Source organism: Campylobacter mucosalis (assembly GCF_013372205.1).
Classification (GTDB): Bacteria; Campylobacterota; Campylobacteria; order Campylobacterales; family Campylobacteraceae; genus Campylobacter_A; species Campylobacter_A mucosalis.
The window spans coordinates 27,738-47,658 of sequence record NZ_CP053831.1; the positions used below are offsets into that span (position 1 = coordinate 27,738).

The 19,921-nt window shown below is 36.7% G+C and carries 16 protein-coding genes and 2 pseudogenes; 8 read left to right on the plus strand and 10 right to left on the minus strand.

Annotation, left to right across the window (positions count from 1 at the left end; all coding sequences use genetic code 11):
- The first annotated feature begins 50 nt into the window (after positions 1 to 50).
- From rsmA to CMCT_RS00170, 4 genes are read left to right on the plus strand one after another with little or no spacing between them, the layout of a single operon-like run.
- Positions 51 to 890 (plus strand): 16S rRNA (adenine(1518)-N(6)/adenine(1519)-N(6))-dimethyltransferase RsmA, encoded by an 840-nt coding sequence (rsmA, locus tag CMCT_RS00155; RefSeq protein WP_034970153.1) that lies wholly within the window; start codon positions 51 to 53, stop codon positions 888 to 890.
- Positions 862 to 2,946, plus strand: a complete 2,085-nt coding sequence (locus CMCT_RS00160; protein WP_176324953.1) for a ribonuclease J — start codon at positions 862 to 864, stop codon at positions 2,944 to 2,946. Before rsmA ends, CMCT_RS00160 begins: the two co-directional genes overlap by 29 nt.
- A 9-nt stretch (positions 2,947 to 2,955) precedes the next feature.
- The gene (locus CMCT_RS00165) at positions 2,956 to 3,918 is read left to right on the plus strand and encodes a KpsF/GutQ family sugar-phosphate isomerase (RefSeq protein WP_034970150.1); all 963 of its coding nucleotides are present in this window, start codon (positions 2,956 to 2,958) and stop codon (positions 3,916 to 3,918) included.
- 8 nt (positions 3,919 to 3,926) lie between these two features.
- The gene (locus CMCT_RS00170) at positions 3,927 to 4,688 is read left to right on the plus strand and encodes a pseudouridine synthase (protein WP_244948666.1); all 762 of its coding nucleotides are present in this window, start codon (positions 3,927 to 3,929) and stop codon (positions 4,686 to 4,688) included.
- Between the two features lie 22 nt (positions 4,689 to 4,710).
- Here the strand turns inward: CMCT_RS00170 and larB are convergent, their stop codons facing one another.
- From larB to CMCT_RS00190, 4 genes are read right to left on the minus strand one after another with little or no spacing between them, the layout of a single operon-like run.
- Positions 4,711 to 5,457, minus strand: coding sequence for a nickel pincer cofactor biosynthesis protein LarB (gene larB / locus CMCT_RS00175; RefSeq protein WP_034970146.1), 747 nt, complete (start codon positions 5,455 to 5,457; stop codon positions 4,711 to 4,713).
- Positions 5,454 to 6,227 (minus strand): ATP-dependent sacrificial sulfur transferase LarE, encoded by a 774-nt coding sequence (gene larE / locus CMCT_RS00180; RefSeq protein WP_034970144.1) that lies wholly within the window; start codon positions 6,225 to 6,227, stop codon positions 5,454 to 5,456. The genes larB and larE overlap by 4 nt, the downstream gene beginning before the upstream one ends.
- The gene (larC, locus tag CMCT_RS00185) at positions 6,214 to 7,365 is read right to left on the minus strand and encodes a nickel pincer cofactor biosynthesis protein LarC (RefSeq protein WP_034970141.1); all 1,152 of its coding nucleotides are present in this window, start codon (positions 7,363 to 7,365) and stop codon (positions 6,214 to 6,216) included. The genes larE and larC overlap by 14 nt, the downstream gene beginning before the upstream one ends.
- Entirely contained in the window at positions 7,365 to 8,618 is a 1,254-nt protein-coding gene (locus CMCT_RS00190) for a lactate racemase domain-containing protein (RefSeq protein ID WP_034970138.1), read from the minus strand. The genes larC and CMCT_RS00190 overlap by 1 nt, the downstream gene beginning before the upstream one ends.
- A gap of 271 nt (positions 8,619 to 8,889) precedes the next feature.
- Here CMCT_RS00190 and CMCT_RS00195 point away from each other — a divergent pair, with 271 nt between their 5' ends.
- From CMCT_RS00195 to CMCT_RS00205, 3 genes are all read left to right on the plus strand, one after another.
- Positions 8,890 to 10,566, plus strand: coding sequence for an anaerobic C4-dicarboxylate transporter (locus tag CMCT_RS00195; protein WP_034970136.1), 1,677 nt, complete (start codon positions 8,890 to 8,892; stop codon positions 10,564 to 10,566).
- Positions 10,567 to 10,743: 177 nt separating this feature from the next.
- Positions 10,744 to 12,150 (plus strand): alanine/glycine:cation symporter family protein, encoded by a 1,407-nt coding sequence (locus CMCT_RS00200; protein WP_034970134.1) that lies wholly within the window; start codon positions 10,744 to 10,746, stop codon positions 12,148 to 12,150.
- 23 nt (positions 12,151 to 12,173) lie between these two features.
- Positions 12,174 to 13,520: an FAD-dependent oxidoreductase gene (locus CMCT_RS00205; protein ID WP_176324954.1), complete on the plus strand. Its 1,347-nt coding sequence runs from the start codon at positions 12,174 to 12,176 to the stop codon at positions 13,518 to 13,520.
- A 34-nt stretch (positions 13,521 to 13,554) separates the two neighbouring features.
- Here CMCT_RS00205 and CMCT_RS09655 read toward each other — a convergent pair.
- The 6 genes and pseudogenes from CMCT_RS09655 to CMCT_RS00230 all read right to left on the minus strand — a co-directional run.
- Positions 13,555 to 13,983: pseudogene (locus CMCT_RS09655) on the minus strand (methyl-accepting chemotaxis protein); the annotation flags it as partial.
- Between the two features lie 798 nt (positions 13,984 to 14,781).
- A pseudogene (locus CMCT_RS09510) lies at positions 14,782 to 15,519 on the minus strand (cache domain-containing protein); the annotation flags it as partial.
- Positions 15,520 to 15,622: 103 nt separating this feature from the next.
- Entirely contained in the window at positions 15,623 to 16,795 is a 1,173-nt protein-coding gene (locus CMCT_RS00215) for a replication-associated recombination protein A (protein WP_034970130.1), read from the minus strand.
- Entirely contained in the window at positions 16,796 to 17,389 is a 594-nt protein-coding gene (locus tag CMCT_RS00220) for a hypothetical protein (protein WP_034970127.1), read from the minus strand. It lies immediately after the preceding gene.
- A 3-nt stretch (positions 17,390 to 17,392) separates the two neighbouring features.
- Positions 17,393 to 18,445: an AAA family ATPase gene (locus CMCT_RS00225; protein WP_034970124.1), complete on the minus strand. Its 1,053-nt coding sequence runs from the start codon at positions 18,443 to 18,445 to the stop codon at positions 17,393 to 17,395.
- A 314-nt stretch (positions 18,446 to 18,759) separates the two neighbouring features.
- Positions 18,760 to 19,221, minus strand: a complete 462-nt coding sequence (locus CMCT_RS00230; protein ID WP_176324955.1) for a GNAT family N-acetyltransferase — start codon at positions 19,219 to 19,221, stop codon at positions 18,760 to 18,762.
- A gap of 66 nt (positions 19,222 to 19,287) precedes the next feature.
- Between CMCT_RS00230 and CMCT_RS00235 the strand changes: the two genes are divergently transcribed.
- Positions 19,288 to 19,893 carry a formyltransferase family protein gene (locus tag CMCT_RS00235; protein WP_169752675.1) on the plus strand — a complete coding sequence of 202 codons (606 nt, stop codon included), beginning with the start codon at positions 19,288 to 19,290 and terminating at the stop codon, positions 19,891 to 19,893.
- Positions 19,894 to 19,921: the final 28 nt, after the last annotated feature.

Here is a 19,921-nt window from a genome sequence, read left to right on the forward strand (position 1 = left end):
TAAGCAAACTTTAGATACAATCGGCGAAATTTAATCAGTTTAGGATATTTTTGGTAAGAGCAAAGAAGCATTTTGGACAAAATTTCTTAAAAGATAGCAGTGTTTTAGATAAGATCATCAAAGCGATTCCCAAGCAGACTACGCCGGATTTTGGCGGTAATGTCGTTGAGATTGGGCCTGGCTTAGGTGATTTGACTCTCTGGCTTTTAAATGCAAAATTTAATCTAATAAGTTACGAAATTGATAGTGATTTAATAGCAAATTTAGAGATAAAATTTAAAAACGAGCTAGATGAGGGACGATTTAGACTGATAAATAAAGATGCTGTTTTAGCAAGGCAAGAGCAGGGTAGTTTGTGCAAAACACCATATATTTTGGTGGCAAATCTACCATATTATGTCGCGACAAAAATGATAATTGACGCACTTGCTGATTCGCTTTGTGTTTGCATTATTGTAATGGTGCAAAAAGAGGTTGCTATGAAATTTGCCTGTAAAAATGGCGATTTGAACGCACTTGGAATTTTAGCGAACCTAAATGCTAAAAGCGAACTACTTTTTGATGTGTCGCCTGAGTGTTTTAGCCCAGCCCCAAAGGTGGTTTCATCAGTCTTAAAGATACAAAAAGATAGAGATTTATTTGAAATTTTTAGTAATTTTAATGATTATGAAAATTTCAAGGAATTTTTACGTGTTGCGTTTATGGCACCACGAAAGACTTTGTTTAAAAATTTAAGCTCTAAATTTGATAAAAGCTTAATTAATCTCATCTTTAACGAGCTAAATTTAGCTTTAAATTTACGTCCTCACGAGTTAAATGTCGCCTTATATTTAGAAATTTATAACTTAATAAAGGCAAAAAATGAACGAAAACAACGAGAACAAAGCTAACGGCAAACCAAACAAAAGACGCCGTTTTCGTCCCAAAAATAAAACTAACAAAGATGGGCTAACAAACACTAACGTTAGCCAAACACAAGATGTGGTTGATAACTTTTTTGCAACTCCATTTGATGATGAAATGCCACAAAAAAAGGCAAAAAATAAGCCAAATCCAAATAAAAAAAACACTAACAAACAAGAGACCAACACTAACGCTAATATAACTAACGGCGTTAGTGATAGTGAGCAAAAAACACCAAAAAAGAGAAACAAAAAACCAAAGAAAAATTTGCCTGCTAAACTAAATGGCAATGAGCCGTGGCAACAAGATATCGCAAACGCAATGCAAAAAAATAATGCAACTCACGAGCTAGTCTTAGAACCGCTTAAATATCTAAATTCAAGCGAACACAAAATTCGCATAACTCCACTTGGCGGGCTTGGCGAGATCGGCGGTAATATGACGATATTTGAAACCGAAACGAGTGCAATTATCGTTGATATTGGTATGAGTTTTCCTAGCGAGGGTATGCACGGCGTGGATATTTTAATACCTGATTTTGACTACGTTAGAAAGATAAAAGACAAGGTTTGTGGCATTATCATTACTCACGCACACGAAGATCACATAGGTGCCGTGCCTTACTTTTTTAAGGAGTTTAAATTCCCAATCTACGCCACGCCTTTGCCGCTTGGTATGATAAATAATAAATTTGAAGAGCACGGACTAAAAAGCGAACGCTCACTCTTTCGCTCGGTTGAGAAGCGAAAGCCTTACCTAATAGGTGACTTTGAGATAGAGTGGATACATATCACGCACTCTGTCATTGACGCTTCGGCGTTAGCGATTACGACAAAGGCTGGCACTATCATTCACACGGGCGATTTTAAGATAGATCACACGCCAATTGACGGGTATCCAACCGATTTAGGACGCCTAGCATATTACGGCGAAAGGGGTGTTTTATGCCTACTAAGCGATAGCACCAACAGCTATAAAGAGGGCTTTACAAAGAGCGAAAGTAGCGTAGGCAAGACCTTTGACGCAATCTTTTCAAAGGCAAATGGACGCGTGATAATGAGCACGTTTAGCTCAAATATCCACAGGGTTTATCAAGCCATTGAGTGGGGGCTAAAATACAACCGAAAGGTTTGTGTCATCGGACGTAGTATGGAGCGAAATTTATTTACGGCAATGGAGTTAGGCTACATTAAACTTGACCGCAAAATTTTCATTGACGCAAATGAAGTTAGCAAATTTAAAGACAACGAAGTGCTAATCGTGACAACCGGCTCACAGGGCGAAACGATGTCAGCACTCTACCGAATGGCAACTGACGAGCATAAATATATAAAAATCAAACCAACCGATCAAGTAATAATCAGCTCAAAAGCAATACCGGGCAATGAAGCCAGTGTTTCAAGGGTGCTAAATTTCTTAATAAAATCAGGTGCAAACGTAGCGTATCAGGATTTTAGCGAAATTCACGTCTCAGGGCACGCCGCACAAGAGGAGCAAAAGCTGATGATTAGGCTTATTAAGCCAAAATACTTCTTGCCAGTGCACGGCGAGTATAACCATATCGCAAAGCACAAAGAAACGGCGATAAGCTGCGGTGTAGATGAGAGAAATGTTTATCTTATGAGTGACGGCGATCAGGTTGAGGTGTGCCAAAAATATATGAAGCGTGTTAAGACCGTTAAGACAGGCAAAGTGTTTATTGACAATCAAATAAATAAGCAAATCGCCGATGATGTCGTCATTGACCGCCAAAATTTAGCCGAGGCTGGTGTGGTAATGATAATAGCTCAAATTTCAAGTCATAACCAAACGCTAATTGGCAAACCTCGCGTTATTAGCTACGGGCTTGTTGCAAATAAGCAAGATGCTGAGTTTAGCAAAGAGATGCAAGAAATTTTGGTGCAGTTTTTAAGCAACGTAAAAGAGGAGCTTTTAAAAGACAACCGAATGCTTGAAAGCCAGATCCGCCAAGTCCTTAGAAAGCACATTTTTAGAAAAGTCAAAAAATATCCGACAATTGTGCCGATAATATATATAATGTAAGGCATTAAGATGAGTGAGCTTGTAAATATCGCAAAAGACGTGCTAAGACTTGAAGCAAATGAGCTTTTAAGAAATGCCGAAATTTTAGGTAACGAGATTGAAAAAGCGGTGGGTTTGATACTAAACTCAAAGGGCAAAGTCGTGGTAACTGGCGTTGGCAAAAGCGGTCATATCGGTGCTAAAATCGCAGCTACGTTAGCTAGCACTGGCACACCTAGCTTTTTTCTGCACCCAACAGAGGCTATGCACGGCGACCTTGGTATGATAGAAAAAAACGACATAGTTTTAGCCATTAGTTTTAGCGGAGAGAGTGATGAGCTAACAAAAATCTTGCCTCACATAAAGCGTTTTGGTGTTAGTGTTATTGGTATGAGTAAAAATGTTAGTAGCACGTTAGCAAAATTTAGTGATGTTCTTTTAAAGCTTGACATTGACAAAGAAGCTTGTCCGCTAAACGCCGCTCCGACAAGTTCAACCACGCTAACGTTAGCATTAGGCGACGCTTTGGCTGTTTGTCTTATGAAAAAGCGTGATTTTAAGAAAGAGGATTTTGCAAATTTTCATCCGGGTGGAGCACTTGGTAGGCGACTTTTTGTTAAAGTAAAGGATGTAATGCTAACACAAAATTTGCCAGTTGTTAGTGATGATGTTAGTTTAAAAACTGCGATAGATACAATGACACACGGCAAAATAGGTAACGTTTTACTAACAGATAAAAGCGGTTTGTTAGTAGCTGTTTTAAGTGACGGCGATTTAAGACGTGCTTTAATGAGCGAAAATTTTGACATAAACGACAAAGCCATAAACTACGCAACTAAAAATCCAAAAACAATTGATGATGAGAATATGTTAGCCATTGACGCACTTAGTGTTATAGAGCAATACAAAATTCAACTTCTAATAGTAGCTAAAAATGGCAAAATTTTAGGACTACTTCACATACACGATCTAACAAGTTTGGGGTTAAAATAATGCAAAAAATGCGTCTAAATAAATTCATCTCTCATAACACAAACTACTCACGCCGTGAGGCTGATGAGCTAGTAAAACAAGGCAAGGTTAGCGTTAATAACAGAGTTGTTGGTGAGTTTGTTAGTGTTAGTGATGATGATAAGGTAAAGATAAATGGTAAGCTTGTAAAGCTAAAAAAAGATTTTACGATGATAGTTTATCACAAACAAAAGGGTGAGCTAGTAACTAAAAAAGATGATAGGGGTCGAAAGACTATTTATGATAATTTGCCACGCGGATTTTCTAAATTTGTAAGCATTGGACGGCTTGATTATGCGAGTGAAGGACTGCTTTTGCTTACGGACGCACCAGCGATTGCGACTGCTTTGATGAATAGCAACATTGAGCGTGAATACTACCTAAAAATAAAGGGCGAGATAAACGAAGAGGTAAAAATAGCGATGAGAGAGGGCTTTTTTGCCAGTGACGCAACAAAGGGTGCTCACGCAAAAAGCAAAATAACATCAATGGAATTTGCCCCGTTTGTTTCGTTTGAAATTTTTGGTAGCAGTGGTGGTTATACAAAGCTTAGAGTGATGATAAACGAGGGTAAAAACCGCGAACTTAGAAGGTTTTTTGGCTACTTTGACCTTGAAGTTATGGACTTAAAGCGTGTTAGCTTTGGCAGGGTTGATTTAGGTATGCTAAAAGAGGGTAAATGGCGATACTTTGAAAAAAGTGAATACGATGATTTGCGTGATTTTTTAAAGGTTAATAACGTGCGTTACTAACGCGTTAGTTGAGCGTTAGTAATTAAAGATGATTTATAATACTTGCGTTATATGCAGCACCATATCCGTTGTCGATATTTACGACCGTTATACCGTTTGCACAGCTATTAAGCATAGATAAGAGTGCAGAAATTCCACCAAAGCTAGTCCCATAGCCGACACTAGTTGGCACGGCTATTACTGGCTTATCTACAAGTCCAGCTATAACGCTAGGAAGTGCACCCTCCATACCAGCAACTGCGATTACAACCCTGGCATCTCTTATCTCATCTAGCTTTAAAAATAGCCTATGTATTCCAGCTACCCCAACATCTGTTATTTTTTTTACGCTATTTCCTAGCATTAAAGCACTTTCATAAGCCTCTTCAACAACTGCCATATCAGATGTCCCAGCCGATACGATGGCTATAAAACTATCGGTTAGGCTTATTGGCTTTACTCGTATGCTTATCGTTTTGCCTCGCTCATTAAAGCTTATATCGTTAAAATTTGGCTTAAGTAGGTTAAAAACTTCTTCATTTGTTCTAGTTATTAGCATGTTTTTATCGTAGCTTGTGATATGCTCTACGATTTTTTTAATCTCATTTGCAGTTTTACCAGCACCATAAATGACCTCTGAAACGCCGTTTCTAAGCTCTCTTTGGCGATCTATCTTAGCACAACCAATATCATCAAATGGGTAGTTTTTAAGGGCGTTTATAAGCCCGTTCTCATCAAGTTTGCCACATTTTATAGCACTATAAATATCTAAAATTTCTCTTTCATTCATTTTAAAACTTCTTGTCTTAAACCCTTTAAATCAAGCACAATATCGTGTTTGCCAAGGCTGTTTAATGTCTTTATGATCTCTTTGAAATTTTCATCTGCTAAAAATTTAGACATATCTTTTTGATTTAGCTCTATTTTTATGCATTTTGTGTCATATCTAGCACGGACATTTTTATATCCGTAGCTCATCATCGTTGTTTCTGCTAGTTCAACTATTTTTATATCATCTAAGCTAAATTTATAATCTTGTGGCAAACGAGTTAGCAAACAGGCATAACTTGGCTTATCGTGTGTTTTTAGACCAAGCTCTTTTGAAAATTTTCTAATCTCATCTTTTGTAAAAATGGTAAGCGGACTTATGACGCCAAGCTCACTTAGTGCTTTAAGTCCTGGTCTAAACTCACCCAAGTCATCTTTATTTGTCCCATCTGCAAAATTTTCAAAGCCAAGCTCACGCCCCTTTGCTATTAACATTTTAAACACGTTGCTTTTGCAAAAGTAGCATCTCATTAGTGGATTTGTCGCGATCTGCTCTGAAATTTGTGCGTTTATGATGATGTGATTTATGCCTTTTTCTTTGCAAAACTCCTTTGCCTCATCTATCTCATACCTTGCCATATATGGGCTATCTATCGTAAATGCAGATACATTTTTGCCTAAAACTTCGTTTGCAACGTTTAGTAAAAATGAGCTATCTACTCCGCCTGAAAATGCAACTGCTAGGTTTTTATAGCCTATTAACTGCTCTTTTAACTGCTCAATTTTTCTCACTTAGTGCCTCTTTTGCTACTTCATCAATGCTTACGTTGTGTTTTATGGCTAATGTTTTACAATCTTCAAATTCGGCTTTTGCCTTTTGTTTGCCGTTAAAATCTGAAATTTTAACCCTAACTTCGCCAAATTTTGTATTTACGCTCTTAACCTTGCGAGGCAGTTCGCATTTGCTAACCTCATACTCCCTTAGTCCGATTGCACTAGTGTGAGTAAAGATAAGCTCTTTAAGCTTTTGTGCGTCGTTTGGCTTTGCTAATACACTTAGTTTGACACCAGCTCTGCCCTTTTTCATTATGATTGGTGTGCAAAAAACATCATTTGCACCAGCTTTTAATAGCACTTCACAGGCAAATGCTAGACTTTCGGCACTCATATCATCAATATTTGTTTCTATCATCACGTTTGTTGTATTTTGCGTGGATTTTTCACAAAGCATTATCTTTAAGACATTTGCGAAATTTTCGTTATCTTTACTTCCTGCTCCATAACCTATCTTTTTAATATTAAAATTTTGCCTTTGTACAGAGTCTTTACAAAGAGTGGCTAAAATACCAGCACCTGTTGGCGTAGTCATCTCGTAATTTGCCCTATTTATGCTTACATTTTTGCCAGATAAAATCTCGCACACAGCAGGGACAGGCACACTAAGCTCTCCGTGTTCGCACTTTACTATGCCACCACCAAGCTCAATAGATGAGCTTACAAACTCATCAATGCCTAAAATTTCATAACATATACAAGCTCCAACGATATCTATAATACTATCAGTAGCACCTATCTCGTGAAAGTGTATATCATCAATTTGTTTGTTGTGAATTTTTGCTTCGGCAACGGCTATTGTTGTAAATATGCTAATGGCTCTATCTTTTACATTTTGGCTTAAATTTGAGCTTTGAATAAGCTCTTTTATCTGCTTAAAGCTTCGCTCGTGAGTGTGTGTTTTTAGTTTGACATCAAATTTACTCGCACTTATGCCGTTTTTAACGACCTTTGTTAGCTCTAACTCATACTCATCTGCAAGATTAAGCTTTAAAAGCTCATCTTTTAACTCATCAAAATTTACACCAAGTTCAAGCAGGGCAGCGATATTCATATCGCCACTTATTCCTGCACTTGCGTCATAGTAAATTATCATTATTTTACTTTTGGAACTGTTATAGAACCAGCTGGTAGTATAACTATCTTTGCGTCATCTCCGCGATCTTTTAATGCGTCATTGATTGCAGTTTGTAGGTCGTGATATGGCTTTAAATGCACAGCTTTCATCTGTTCATCAGTTAGATCACTTACAGCCCAAGTCTTTGCCCAAAGTGAAATTTCAGCCATCTTTGCTGCTTTGTGATATCCTAGATGAAATCCATCGGCTATTTTATCAATTACCTTTTGTGGTGTGTCTGCTGAGCTCATAAGCTTATAAAATGTATCTGGACCTATGCCAGTTCGGCACTTTGCGACCATTATTAAAACGCCATCTTTTTTAAGTGCTAGTTTGCCGTTATCTAAGGCTTTTTGTGCTTGATATAAATCAACGTCCATTGGGTATGGAGCTACACTTATTACGATATCGCCCTTTTGTGCTATGTCAACACAAAATACTTCGTCAGCCTTTTTAATACAATCATAAAAGCTATCATTTAGATCGCCACAGCTTACATAATAAACCCCGTGATCGCTATCTAACACCGTCATAATGGCAAAGACATCGATTCCTGCTAAAACTTTCATCGCGTCAATCATATCTTCGTGAACTGGGTTGCCATCAAGTCTTAGGGCTTGTGCGTCTTGGCTTAGGGCTAGTTTGTGATTTTGCTCGATCGTATCATATCTTGCTGTACCAGGCAAAAATGCCTTTCTACCACCTGTGTAGCCTGCAAAGTAGTGTGGTTCAACTGAGCCTATGACGATTACCTTTTTGGCTTGTGCTACTATTTTATTTAGATACATCTGTGTGCCGTTTTTACTCTCGCCAAGATAGCTCATCTCATCTGTTTTTGCGTTATGGCTATGGACTTCGCCCTTTTTGCTGACCTCTTCGTAAATCTCTTTTGAAAATATCATATAGTATTCATCTACTGTTGGATCTCTGTGACAACCATTTGCGATGATGAAAATTTTATCTTTATCGCGTAGTTTTGGATAAATTTGGGCTAAAACTTTTGAAGTTGGGGTGGGGCGTGTGCCGTCATTTACGATTATTACTATTTTATCGTTTGTGTTGATAAAATCATCAAAATTTGCTTGATTTATAGGATTTGCAAGAGCGTCCTTGATAAGCTTATGCTCATCTTGCTTTTTAACCTCGTTTGGCTCGTAAATTCCAACTAAATTTTTATCGTCGATGTTTATATTAAAACTATCGTCTTTGCCGTATTTTATAGAAACGTTCATTTTTGCCCCTTTAGAGAAATGTTTGCAGATTATATCTAAAAAATATATATCTTAAACATAAATTTAAATGAATTATTTAATATTTTCTCCATTAAATTTACGATTTTAATCTTTCAAGTATGAGTTTTTCGTGTTTTGTAAAACTTAAGAGATAACTGCAAATAGCGTAAATTTTGTATAAATTTAAATGAATTATTTAAATATTTTTAATTATTTTTTAATTTTAAAGAATTTATAATTTCAGCACTTCATTTAATTTAAAGGGGAAAAGATGGAATTTTTAACATCTTTGAGTGAAAGCACGCAATTTACGCTTCAGCTAATAGTTGTGCTTGGTTGTTTGTTCTACGGAGCAAAAAAAGGCGGTATGGCACTTGGTATATTAGGCGGTATAGGTCTTATAATCCTAGTGTTTGGTTTTGGTATGGCACCTGGAAAACCAGCGGTTGATGTTATTTTAACTATTTTGGCTGTTGTTGTTGCTAGTGCGACTCTTCAGGCTACTGGCGGTCTTGATGTTATGCTTCAGATAGCTGAAAAAGTGCTAAGAAAAAATCCAAAATTTGTATGTATTTTAGCTCCATTTTGCGGTTGGTTGCTAACAATTTTGTGTGGAACAGGACACACGGTTTATACCTTGCTTCCTATTATCTATGACGTATCTATTAAGAGCGGTATACGCCCAGAGCGTCCTTTGGCTGCAACTACGATATCATCACAGTTAGCTATCATTGCTAGTCCAGTTTCTGTTGCTGGTGTTTCTATGGTTGCTGTTTTGCTTGGAACTGGAACGGCTATAGCTGGTTTTTCAAGCTATCTTGACCTATTAAAAGTTACTATCCCTTCTACATTTTTAGGTATGATTTTCATTGGAATTTACTCTATTTTTAGGGGTAAAGACTTAGATAAAGATGAAGAATTTCAAGCTAAACTTAAAGATCCTGAGCAGAAAAAATATATTTACGGCTCTGATGATGTAAAATCATTTATCGGTATAAAACTTCCTGCTAAGCAGTGGAACTCAATGTGGATATTCTTAGCTGCTATCGCTGTTGTTGCGGTTTTGGGCTACTACAAAGAGCTTCGCCCAAGCTGGAACGTATCAAAAGACGCAGCTGTTGTTCAGATAATGGTTGATTTACCAACTGAGAAAAAGGTTTTAAAAGCGATTTCTGTTAAAGAGGGTTCTATCTCAACTCAAGCTGCTCAGCTAAGTGTTGCAAAGAGCAAAATGGGTGCAAACCAAAAGGCTCAAGCTGTTGAGATAACAAATAAAAATGGCGAAAAAGAGAGCATTGTCCGCGCTGAAAATGGTGCTGTTGTGTATATAAACGCAAAAGGCGAAAAGAGCGAGTATCAAAATGCTTACATAAATATCACAAACAAGCAGTCAGGCAAACAAACTCTTGGTATGGTTCATACTATCCAAATTTTTATGCTTCTAGCTGCTTCAGTTATGATGATTTACACAGGTATCAAATCAGCTAAAATCGCTCAAAATGAAATTTTCCACAGCGGTATGGTTGCACTTGTTGCGATTTATGGTATCTCTTGGATGGCTGATACGATGTTCCACTCACACATTGAAATGCTTAAAGGCTCACTTGGCGAAGCTATGAAAGCATATCCGTGGATGTATATTATTATTGGTATGCTAATCTCAAAATTCCTTAACTCTCAAGCTGCTGCAGCTGCTACATTTGTACCACTAGCTGTTGCTATAGGTGTTAATCCAGGCGTTATTATAGCTTTTGCTACCGCTTGTTATGGATATTTTATCCTGCCAACTTATCCAAGCGACCTTGCTGCTATCCAGTTTGACCGCTCAGGAACTACACAAATAGGAAAATATGTTATTAATCACAGCTTTATTATACCGGGCTTAATCGGTGTATTCTCATCTTGTGCTGTTGGTTATGTATTTGCTAAATTCTACGGATTTTTATAAGATCTAGCCCTCCTTTTTTGGAGGGTTTTTCTCCTTTGATTAAAATTTTTATGTTAAATTAAGTTACTAAAAGTATTAGTAAAATGGCTTAAATTTATAAAATAAGTATATTTTTATATTTTCTTAAAACTTCTCAAAGTATAATCGCTCATCTATCTTACAAATTTAGGATCAAAAATGGATTTTTTAACCGATATCGTCAATACCATTAATGGCTTTCTTTGGGGACCATACTTTCTTATCGCTTTACTTTGTGGCACAGGTATTTACTTTACGATACGGCTTAGATTTGTTCAAATTTTTAAATTTAAAATCGCATCTCATAGGCTTTTTGGTAGCTTTTCACTTCACGGCGAGGCAGCTGGAAAAGATGGTATGAGCTCATTTCAGGCGGTTGCGACATCGGTTGCGGCACAGGTTGGTACGGGCAACTTAGTTGGTGCTTCGACTGCTATTATTATGGGTGGGCCAGGTGCTATTTTTTGGATGTGGATTGCTGCATTTTTTGGTATGGCGACCAATTTTGCCGAAATATGTTTAGCTCAAATTTATAAAACAAAAGATGACAGCGGACACGTTATAGGTGGTCCTGCGTTTTATATCTCAAAAGGTCTTGGTGGGAAATTTGGCAAAATTTTAGCCACTTTTTTTGCTGTTGCTATTATTTTAGCTCTCGGTTTTATGGGAAATATGGTTCAGGCAAACTCAATAACAGGTGGCTTTGAGGGTGCATTTAACGTGCCAAAATGGTTTAGCGGAGCAGTTTTGGCGTTAATTTGCACGATTGTATTTATAGGTGGCGTAAAACGCATAACAAGAGTTGCTGAAAAAGTCGTGCCTATAATGGCTATCTGCTATGTTTTAGTCGGGCTTGTGATAATTGCTGTAAATTTTAAAGAGATACCAGGCGTTGTTGCTTTGATATTCAAAGCAGCATTTAACCACTCAGCCGCTTGGGGTGGTGCGACAGGTGCTACAATCGCTGCTGCGATGAGATACGGCATAGCTAGGGGGCTATTTTCAAATGAGGCAGGTATGGGCTCGACTCCACATGCACACGCCGCTGCAAAGACAAAACACCCAGTTGAGCAGGCGGTTTTGGGTGTAATGAGTGTTTTTATAGATACTTTTGTGGTTTTAAATATCACGGTTTTTGTTATCCTGACTTCTGGTGTGATCGAGTTTAGTGCGGTCGGTAAGCCTGTTTTTGAGGGTATTACGCTTGTTCAAGAGGCGTTTTCATCGCACCTTTTGGGTCACACTTTTGGCTACTCTTTTATTGCTGTGTGTCTATTTTTCTTTGCATTTACGACTATTGTTGGCTGGTATTATTTTGGTGAGATAAATGTTCGTTATCTTTTTGGTAAAAAGGGCATAAAGTATTTTCAAATTTTAGTTGTTGCGTTTGTGTTTTTGGGAAGTCTTTTAAAAGTAAAACTCGTTTGGGAGTTAGCAGATATGTTTAATGGACTTATGGTATTGCCAAATTTGATTGCTATTTTGATTTTAAGCCCTATCGTGCTAAAACTTTTAAACGACTATGATAGTGGCAAGGCGTATGAGGCTAGTGATTATATAAAATAACAAAATTTTGTTTGGGGGAGTAGATGCAACAAAAACATTTTGATGTAGTTATAGTTGGTGCTGGTATTACTGGGACGGCACTTTTTTATGAGTTGGCAGCTTTTAGCGATATTAAAAAAGTGGCGATTTTGGAAAAATACGAGGGCGTTGCTACATTAAATTCAAACGGAAAAGGCAACTCGCAGACCATTCATTTTGGCGACATAGAGACAAACTACACGCTCCAAAAAGCACAAAAAGTCAGCAAAATAGCAAATATGCCTGTCAAATACGCTTTAAAATACGGCTACAATGAAAAATTTATGTTTTCTCATCAAAAGATGACATTGGGCGTTGGTGAAGATGAGGTTTGTAAGTTAAAAGATAGGTATGAAATTTTTAAACAAACTTATCCGTATCTTGAGCTTTACGGCAAAGATGAGTTAAAACAGATAGAGCCAAATGTGGTTTTTGATGAGCGTGGAAATGAACGAAAAGAGGATATTATCGCCATTGGCACGACAAAGGGTCAATATACCACAATGGACTTTGGCGCGATGTCTGACTCTCTTGTGAAAAACGCAAAAGATCTTGGCGGAGATGGTTTTGAGCTTTACTTAAACTGCAATGTTCAGGAGATTAAAAAGATAGGCGATACGTTTTATCTAAAAACCAGCGATAATCAGTCCATAAGTGCAAGTTACGTTGTCGTCGACGCTGGGGCGCACTCGCTTTATTTGGCACATAAAATGGGCTATGGCTTAGAGCTTAGCACTCTGCCAGTGGCTGGTAGCTTTTATTTTACGAAAAAGCGTCTTTTAAACGGCAAGGTCTATATGGTTCAAAATGACAAGCTACCATTTGCCGCACTTCACGGCGATCCTGATATTTTGATGGACGGTTGTACTCGCTTTGGACCAACGGCACTTGTGATACCAAAGCTAGAGCGATATCGTGGGCTTTCTAGCTTTTTTGACTTTTTTAGCACACTTAGACTAGATACTAGCATGTTTAAAATTTTAAAAGATCTGCTATCTCAAGATGATATTAGAAATTATATGCTTAGAAATTTCTTGTTTGAGATACCTTTGCTTAATAAAAAAGAATTTGCAAAAGACGCAAAAAAGATAATCCCAAGCTTAAAAGAGAGCGATATCTACTATGCACACGGATTTGGTGGTGTAAGACCACAGGTGATAAATCATAACACTTGTAAACTAGAGCTCGGCGAGGGTAAGATTAAGACAGATGATGGCATTATTTTTAATATGACACCAAGTCCTGGTGCGACGAGTTGTTTTGAAAATGCACGTTGTGATCTTGTAGGCATTTGCGATTTTTTGGGTAAGACATTTGATGAAGAGAAATTTAAAGCGGAATTTATAGATTAGTAGCATTGCCCCGCTTTAGGCGGGGGCTTTGTGTTTAGAATTTTTTCTTTCTTACATCTTCCGCGATTGTTTTAGCCATATTATCAACTTCGGCAGTTACTTCGTTTGTACGGTTTGCTACGCCAACGTTTGCACGAGTTAGGTTATCAATTTGAGCCACCGACTGATTTATCATACTTATACCGTCAGCTTGTTCTTTTATGCTCTCGCTCATTTCGTTGATTGACTGAGCTAGGACGTTTGTATTTGCCTCTATCTCGCCTAGGCTTTTTTGAGTGCGTTCGGCTAGTTTTCTAACCTCGTCAGCAACGACTGCAAAGCCACGTCCGTGCTCCCCAGCACGAGCCGCTTCAATGGCAGCATTTAGGGCAAGTAAATTTGTCTGATCAGCGATATCACGGATAATTGTGATGATATTTTTTATCTCATCACTTTGGCGGATTACATCCTGAGTTTTTTGACTAACCGCGCTCATTGAGCTTGACATCTGCTCAACTGCGGCTGCACTTTCTTGAAGTGAACTAGCTTGAGAGTTTGCGCCGTCGGTTAGCTCTTTCATACTTTGGGCTAAAATTTGAGCCCTGTTTTCTAAAATTTCAGCTTGATTTAGGTTGGTATTAAGCATTTTTGAAACTTCACTTCCCATATTTTTAACGCCCAAAATCATATCCTTTAACTCACCCTCAATGCCATTTGGTAGCTCGATTGTCGCGGTAAAATCGTTTTTGGTGTATGAGTTTAGCACATCTACGACATCTGTTAAATTCTTTGAGATTGAGTTAAAAAAGGTATTTAAAAGCTCTTTTAACTGAACAAGCGCTGGGTTGTTTGGGTCTGATGAAATTTTAGCTCCCAAATTTCCTTTTATCATCAAATTTGCGACATTGTTTAGCTCTGAAATCATCGTGTTGTCAAGCTTGACACCCTGTGTGACCTTGTCGATATTTTTGTTGATATTATCGCTCATTTGCGAAAATTCATCGTTTGTGTAAATCTCTAGCCTTGAAGGCACTGGTGCTTCGTGCGTAACAAAGGCAAAGACCTCGTTTAGCTTATTTTGGATTATGCTAATTGGGCTGAGCGATTTTTTAAGCAAGAAAAAGACAAACAAACATAGCAACACTATAAAGACCACGGCGAGTGTCGCTTGTGTTTTTAAAATAGGCATTGTGTTTGTCGAAAATGTGTTTGCGTCAAGCACGGTTACAATAAGCCAACCTTGCTCGTTTGCTGGGATAATTTTTGCAAAAACGCTCTCGCTATTAGTATTTACGTAGGATATTAGCCCATTTTTGTCAAAATCTTTTTTGTTGTATTTTTCTACAAGCTGTTGCGTCGCAGGAAAGATTTTACCGATGTTTTCAGGATTTTCATGGATAAGAATTTTACCATCTTTATTCATAATGTAGGCGTAACCGTATTGAGTCTTGCCAATTTGTAAAATTTTATCGCTTAGTTCTTTAACAAATGCATTTACGCCTATACCGCCTATGAACGAACCGTCCTTTGTGATAGGCGCTGAAAATGCCACAACTAGCTCGTTTTTGCTAACTGGCATGTATGGCTCGGTAAAAATCGGCTTATTTGCTGCTTTTACCTCCTTATACCAGTCGCGAGTTCGTGGGTCGTAGCCATCTTTTGGAGTTTGGTGTTTGCCACTTGAGCGATACATCGCCCCATCAGCTTCGTAACCTGCAAAAATGACATCTATAGTATCAGCCGACCACGCCTTTGCATTTTTTAAATTTTGCCCTACTGCGTAGCCATCTCTTTCTTGATTTGAGAGCGATTTTGCTACCTTTTTTGCCAAATTTAGACGCTCGTTAAAAAACGAATCTAGAGTGATTTTGACATCTTGAAGAATTTTATCTTGAGTTTGATTAACTAGCGCTACTACTTTGTCACCAGATGTGTAGTAGCTTGCCACCGAAATCGCTGAAAACGACACGATGAGTGCAACTATTAGCATTATTGCTATCTTGTTTGTGATTGATCTCATATCGCCCCTTTGTAAATTTAAAGTAAAGTATTGTAATTATAAAATTTTATTTACAAAAAAGAGTTGATTTAAAATAACATTCTTATTAATATTTTACAAAATGTTACTTTTTTATTTTCTCCACCCACTCATCAAGCGTTTTTTCAAAGCCGATACGTTTGCTCTCATAAAATTTGAGCGGTTTTTCTAGATATTTTTGCTCTATCCAACCGCCAAAATCGTGCGGATATTTGTAGAATTTTTTATCAGGCGAATTGTTGATTAGATATTTTGGAATTTCAAGCTTTGGCTCGGTTTTAACGTAATTTATCGCCTTATTTATCGCCAAGTAAGATGAGTTTGATTTTGGGCTACTAGCTAGATAAACCACGCATTGAGATAGGATGATTTTGGCTTCTGGAAAGCCTATTTTGCTAACTGCTATTAGTGTATTTGTCGCTAAATTTAGTGCATTTGGGTTTGCGTTGCCGATGTCTTCACTTGCAAAAATCACAAGCCTTCTAGCGATAAAATCAGCACTCTCTCCTGCGTTAATAAGTCTTGCAAGATAGTAAAGAGATGCATCAATATCACTACCACGTAAGCTTTTAATGAGTGCTGATGCTAATTCATAGTGTGTATCATCGCTACTTACGCCTTCACTTACGGCATTTGCCCTTAAAATTTTTAGATTTTGTAGGGTTACATTTGTATCAATTGTGAGTGCAAATTCAAGCAAATTTAAAAAACTCCTAGCGTCTCCACCGCTACTTTTAAAAAGATACTCTTTTGCGTCATTCTCAATGCTAAAATTCACATTTTTTTGCACGTTTAAGAGCAGTTTTTCAAAATCGGCGGAATTTAACGGCTTAAATTCAAAGAGCATTGACCTGCTTCTAATGCCTGAACTTAGCGTGAAAAATGGATTTTCAGTGCTAGCTCCAATGATTATTGCAGCGTAGTTTTCCATTGGCACAAGCAGTGCTTCTTGTTGTGTTTTGCTAAGGCGATGAATCTCATCAATGAAAAAAAGTGGCTTATTTAGGGCATTTTTGTAGTTGTTTAGGATTTTTCTAAACTCATCAACCTTTAAATTTCCGCCGTCAAACTCGTAAAAATCATAGCTCATCGCCCTAGCCACCGCACGTGCAAAGCTCGTTTTACCGCACCCAGCAAGCCCGTAAAATATGCTGTGTGGGATCTTCTCATTTGCGATGAATTTTTTAAAAACAGCGACAATTTCGCTTTGACCGCAAATCTCATCAAGTGTTTTTGGACGAAAATTTAGAGCGAACATTCATACTTCTTGCAAAAATTTTATCAGCTCACAACAACTAACTAATTTGGGTTTTTCAGCAAGAGAATTATCTGAAATATTTTCAACTTTTTCGTTAAGAATTCTGTGTATTGCTACATCATCACTAGAAGTGTGGGATAAAAAAATAAGCGTCATATTTAATGTTTCAAGCGGATTGTCATTAATGTTTAAGTCGGTTGCTATAAAATATCTTTTTTTAGATTTAGCCAAATCAATGCTATTTTCGTTTGAGATACTATTTAAAATGCGGTTGCTATCTTTTAGTTTTTTTTCAAAATCAAACTTTCCTATTTGATTATTTATTACTTCTTTATTTAATGGAGTATTATATTTTTTAAAGTTCTCAAATCCTTTCATCTCTATAAAGTCAATTCGATTATGGCTAACATCTAAACAATCACAAGAAGCCATAGATGGTTTTTTATTTTGTTTGCAGTATATATCTTTAACCTCATCAAAATCGATTATTTTATAATCTAGTTCTTTGCAGCAGCTATTTTTTAGATTTCCTATGGCTTTAGTCTTGATATTATAAGGCGTTGTTTGCAAAACATTTAATAATCTATTGAGCATATACTACCCCCAAGTAATATCTTGCAACGGTTTGGCTAGTCTAATAAAAATATCATTTAAATTTTCTGTTTTGTCGATAATTTCACTTTGCCAATCGTTTTTTAAAGTTTGTGCCAAGTAAAATTTGGTTTTATTTTTAACAATTTTATTTTCATTACTGTATTTATTAATAGCTTGAAGCATATATGGACTGTGAGTATTTACAAGAATACAAACACCGGTTCTAGCAAGCTCAACTAAAATTTGTGCATATTTTAGCTGCCATTCTGGGTGAAGATGATTTTCTGGTTCGTCGATTATTAAAAGATTTTTTTTTGTAAGATAACCATTGTTATTTATGAGTTGAAGCACACCAAAGGATTTTATGCCAAATGCTGTATTAGAAATTTCGATATTAAAAATGCCATTCTTTACGTTTTTTTCAAAACTTAATTTATCATAATTCTTTTTTATTTCTCCTCCAATTATTTTTTTAATCTGACCAGCAAGATTACTGGATTTACCAGAATTAGGAAAAGGGTTGTCTTGATATATTTTATTATGCAAATCCCAAAGTGTAACGGGATAAGAAAAGCCAAAATCTAATTTCATTTTTTTTCTTTGATTGCTAAAAATATCGTATGTGTCCATATTGTTTTTTATGCTTAAAATCTTTACAAAAAAACTACTTAAATCAAAGACAATTGGAGTATGTATAAATGTTGCATCAGTAAAAGGTATATTATTTACTTCCTTTAATGAATTTACAGTTATTCTATGTTTATTGTTATTATTTTTTATCCCTAGTTCTATTTTTGCAGTATTTTCAGAAAAACAAATCTTTCCAGTATCAAATGTGGCGTTACCATCAAAAGTAAGATTAAACCAAGTAGCCAATGTTCTGCCGATGTCAGGGTTTTTTTTACTTCTTATAATATTTAAGCTTTTTATGGTTGCAAACAGCACTTTTCCGATTGTGCTTTTTCCAGTATCATTACTTCCAGCAATAACTGTTATACCATTTATTTCTATATTAGACTGCCTGATCATGCCAATATTTTCAACTAATATATTCAATTTTTTTCCTTAATTTTATCTATACTTTAATTCGAAATTATATCTAAAAAATACACTTTTAAATTACTTATAGCCTTATCTAATCTTTGAGAGCGAACATTTAAAGCCTTTTTTAGGGCGATTATATCAAATTTGCCTAATTATCAAGTTTAGTTTTTCTACGTTTTGCCTGTTTTGTTACAGGGTAAAAACGCAGTTTGGTTTAATGGTAAAAGTATAGGCTACTTTACGGCTAGTAGTTATCTAGAAATTTTAGAGATTTAAGTGGATGCTGATTTTAGTAGTTGGACTTTTAGTAATTAGCCTTTGTAGGATTAAATCCGCTTTATCTCATCTTTTGTCATTCTAAATTTTATCCAGCCGTTTTGGCGTTTTGCACCGAGATTTTCATAAAATTTAATGCTTGGCTCATTCCAGTCAAGACACTCCCATTCAAGTCGCCCAAGCCCTTCATCACGGCAAATTTTAGCTAACTCTTTGATGAAATTTAGCCCTATGCCACGCCCACGAAACTCCTTTTTGATATACAAATCTTCAAGGTAAATTCCAGAACGCCCTAAAAACGTTGAAAACGAATAGAAAAATAGTGCGTAACCTACGATATTTTCATCATTAAGGGCAACTAAAACGTGAGCCAATTCACGCTTAAAAATATGTGAAATAAAGACATTTTCATCAATATCCACCGCCTCGCTTAAATTCTCATACTCCGCTAGCTCTTTAATCAGAGCGATTATCGCCTTTGCGTCATCAATTGTCGCTTTTCGTATCTGCATTTTTGCTCCTTTTTTGCCCTATTTTAGCAAATTTGGTATAAAATAGCCAAAAACAAGGGAGTAAGAATGAAATTTAGCATAAATGGGGGGGGGTGTAAGCGAATTTTATTCTTAGGATATGCGCAAAATCGCCTTATTGATTTTTTAGTAGATGATGGATTTTGCGTTTATCAAAGCGATGAAAAGCTCGTATTTAGCGAGATTGAGAGCCTGAAATTTTCATATCTAGTAAGCTATGGCTACCGATTTATGATTAAGCCTGAAATTTTAAGCTTGTTTGATAAATCCGCCGTTAATCTACACATCTCGCTTTTGCCGTTTAATCGTGGTAGTGACCCCAATTTTTGGAGCTTTGTTGATGATACGCCAAAAGGTGTGAGCGTTCATTTTTTAGACGCCACGCTTGATACTGGCGATATTATCGCACAAAAAGAGCTGGAATTTGAGCCTAAAAATGAGAGTTTTTCTAGCACTTACGCTGTTTTAAAGGATGAGATTGAACTGCTTTTTATGAAAATTTGGAGTGAAATTCGTGATTTTAAAACCACACCAAAACCACAAACCGGGTTTGGCTCGTATCACAAAACAGCTGATAAAGAGCCATATTTGGGGCTTTTAACAAGCGGCTGGGATACGAACATTGATGAATTTTTAAAAAATATTAAGAGCTAAATTTAAATAAGAAATTTTTTAGATTTTT

Excerpts from the sequence above, each read along its gene's own strand:
- larB (WP_034970146.1), bottom strand. The coding sequence starts at position 5,457 with ATGAATGAAAGAGAAATTTTAGATATTTATAGTGCTATAAAATGTGGC.
- CMCT_RS00190 (WP_034970138.1), bottom strand. The coding sequence starts at position 8,618 with ATGAACGTTTCTATAAAATACGGCAAAGACGATAGTTTTAATATAAAC.
- CMCT_RS00195 (WP_034970136.1), top strand. The coding sequence starts at position 8,890 with ATGGAATTTTTAACATCTTTGAGTGAAAGCACGCAATTTACGCTTCAG.
- CMCT_RS00200 (WP_034970134.1), top strand. The coding sequence starts at position 10,744 with ATGGATTTTTTAACCGATATCGTCAATACCATTAATGGCTTTCTTTGG.
- larC (WP_034970141.1), bottom strand. The coding sequence starts at position 7,365 with ATGATAATTTACTATGACGCAAGTGCAGGAATAAGTGGCGATATGAAT.
- CMCT_RS00165 (WP_034970150.1), top strand. The coding sequence starts at position 2,956 with ATGAGTGAGCTTGTAAATATCGCAAAAGACGTGCTAAGACTTGAAGCA.
- CMCT_RS00220 (WP_034970127.1), bottom strand. The coding sequence starts at position 17,389 with ATGCTCAATAGATTATTAAATGTTTTGCAAACAACGCCTTATAATATC.
- CMCT_RS00235 (WP_169752675.1), top strand. The coding sequence starts at position 19,288 with ATGAAATTTAGCATAAATGGGGGGGGGTGTAAGCGAATTTTATTCTTA.
- CMCT_RS00205 (WP_176324954.1), top strand. The coding sequence starts at position 12,174 with ATGCAACAAAAACATTTTGATGTAGTTATAGTTGGTGCTGGTATTACT.
- CMCT_RS00160 (WP_176324953.1), top strand. The coding sequence starts at position 862 with ATGAACGAAAACAACGAGAACAAAGCTAACGGCAAACCAAACAAAAGA.
- CMCT_RS00170 (WP_244948666.1), top strand. The coding sequence starts at position 3,927 with ATGCGTCTAAATAAATTCATCTCTCATAACACAAACTACTCACGCCGT.
- CMCT_RS00230 (WP_176324955.1), bottom strand. The coding sequence starts at position 19,221 with ATGCAGATACGAAAAGCGACAATTGATGACGCAAAGGCGATAATCGCT.
- CMCT_RS00215 (WP_034970130.1), bottom strand. The coding sequence starts at position 16,795 with ATGTTCGCTCTAAATTTTCGTCCAAAAACACTTGATGAGATTTGCGGT.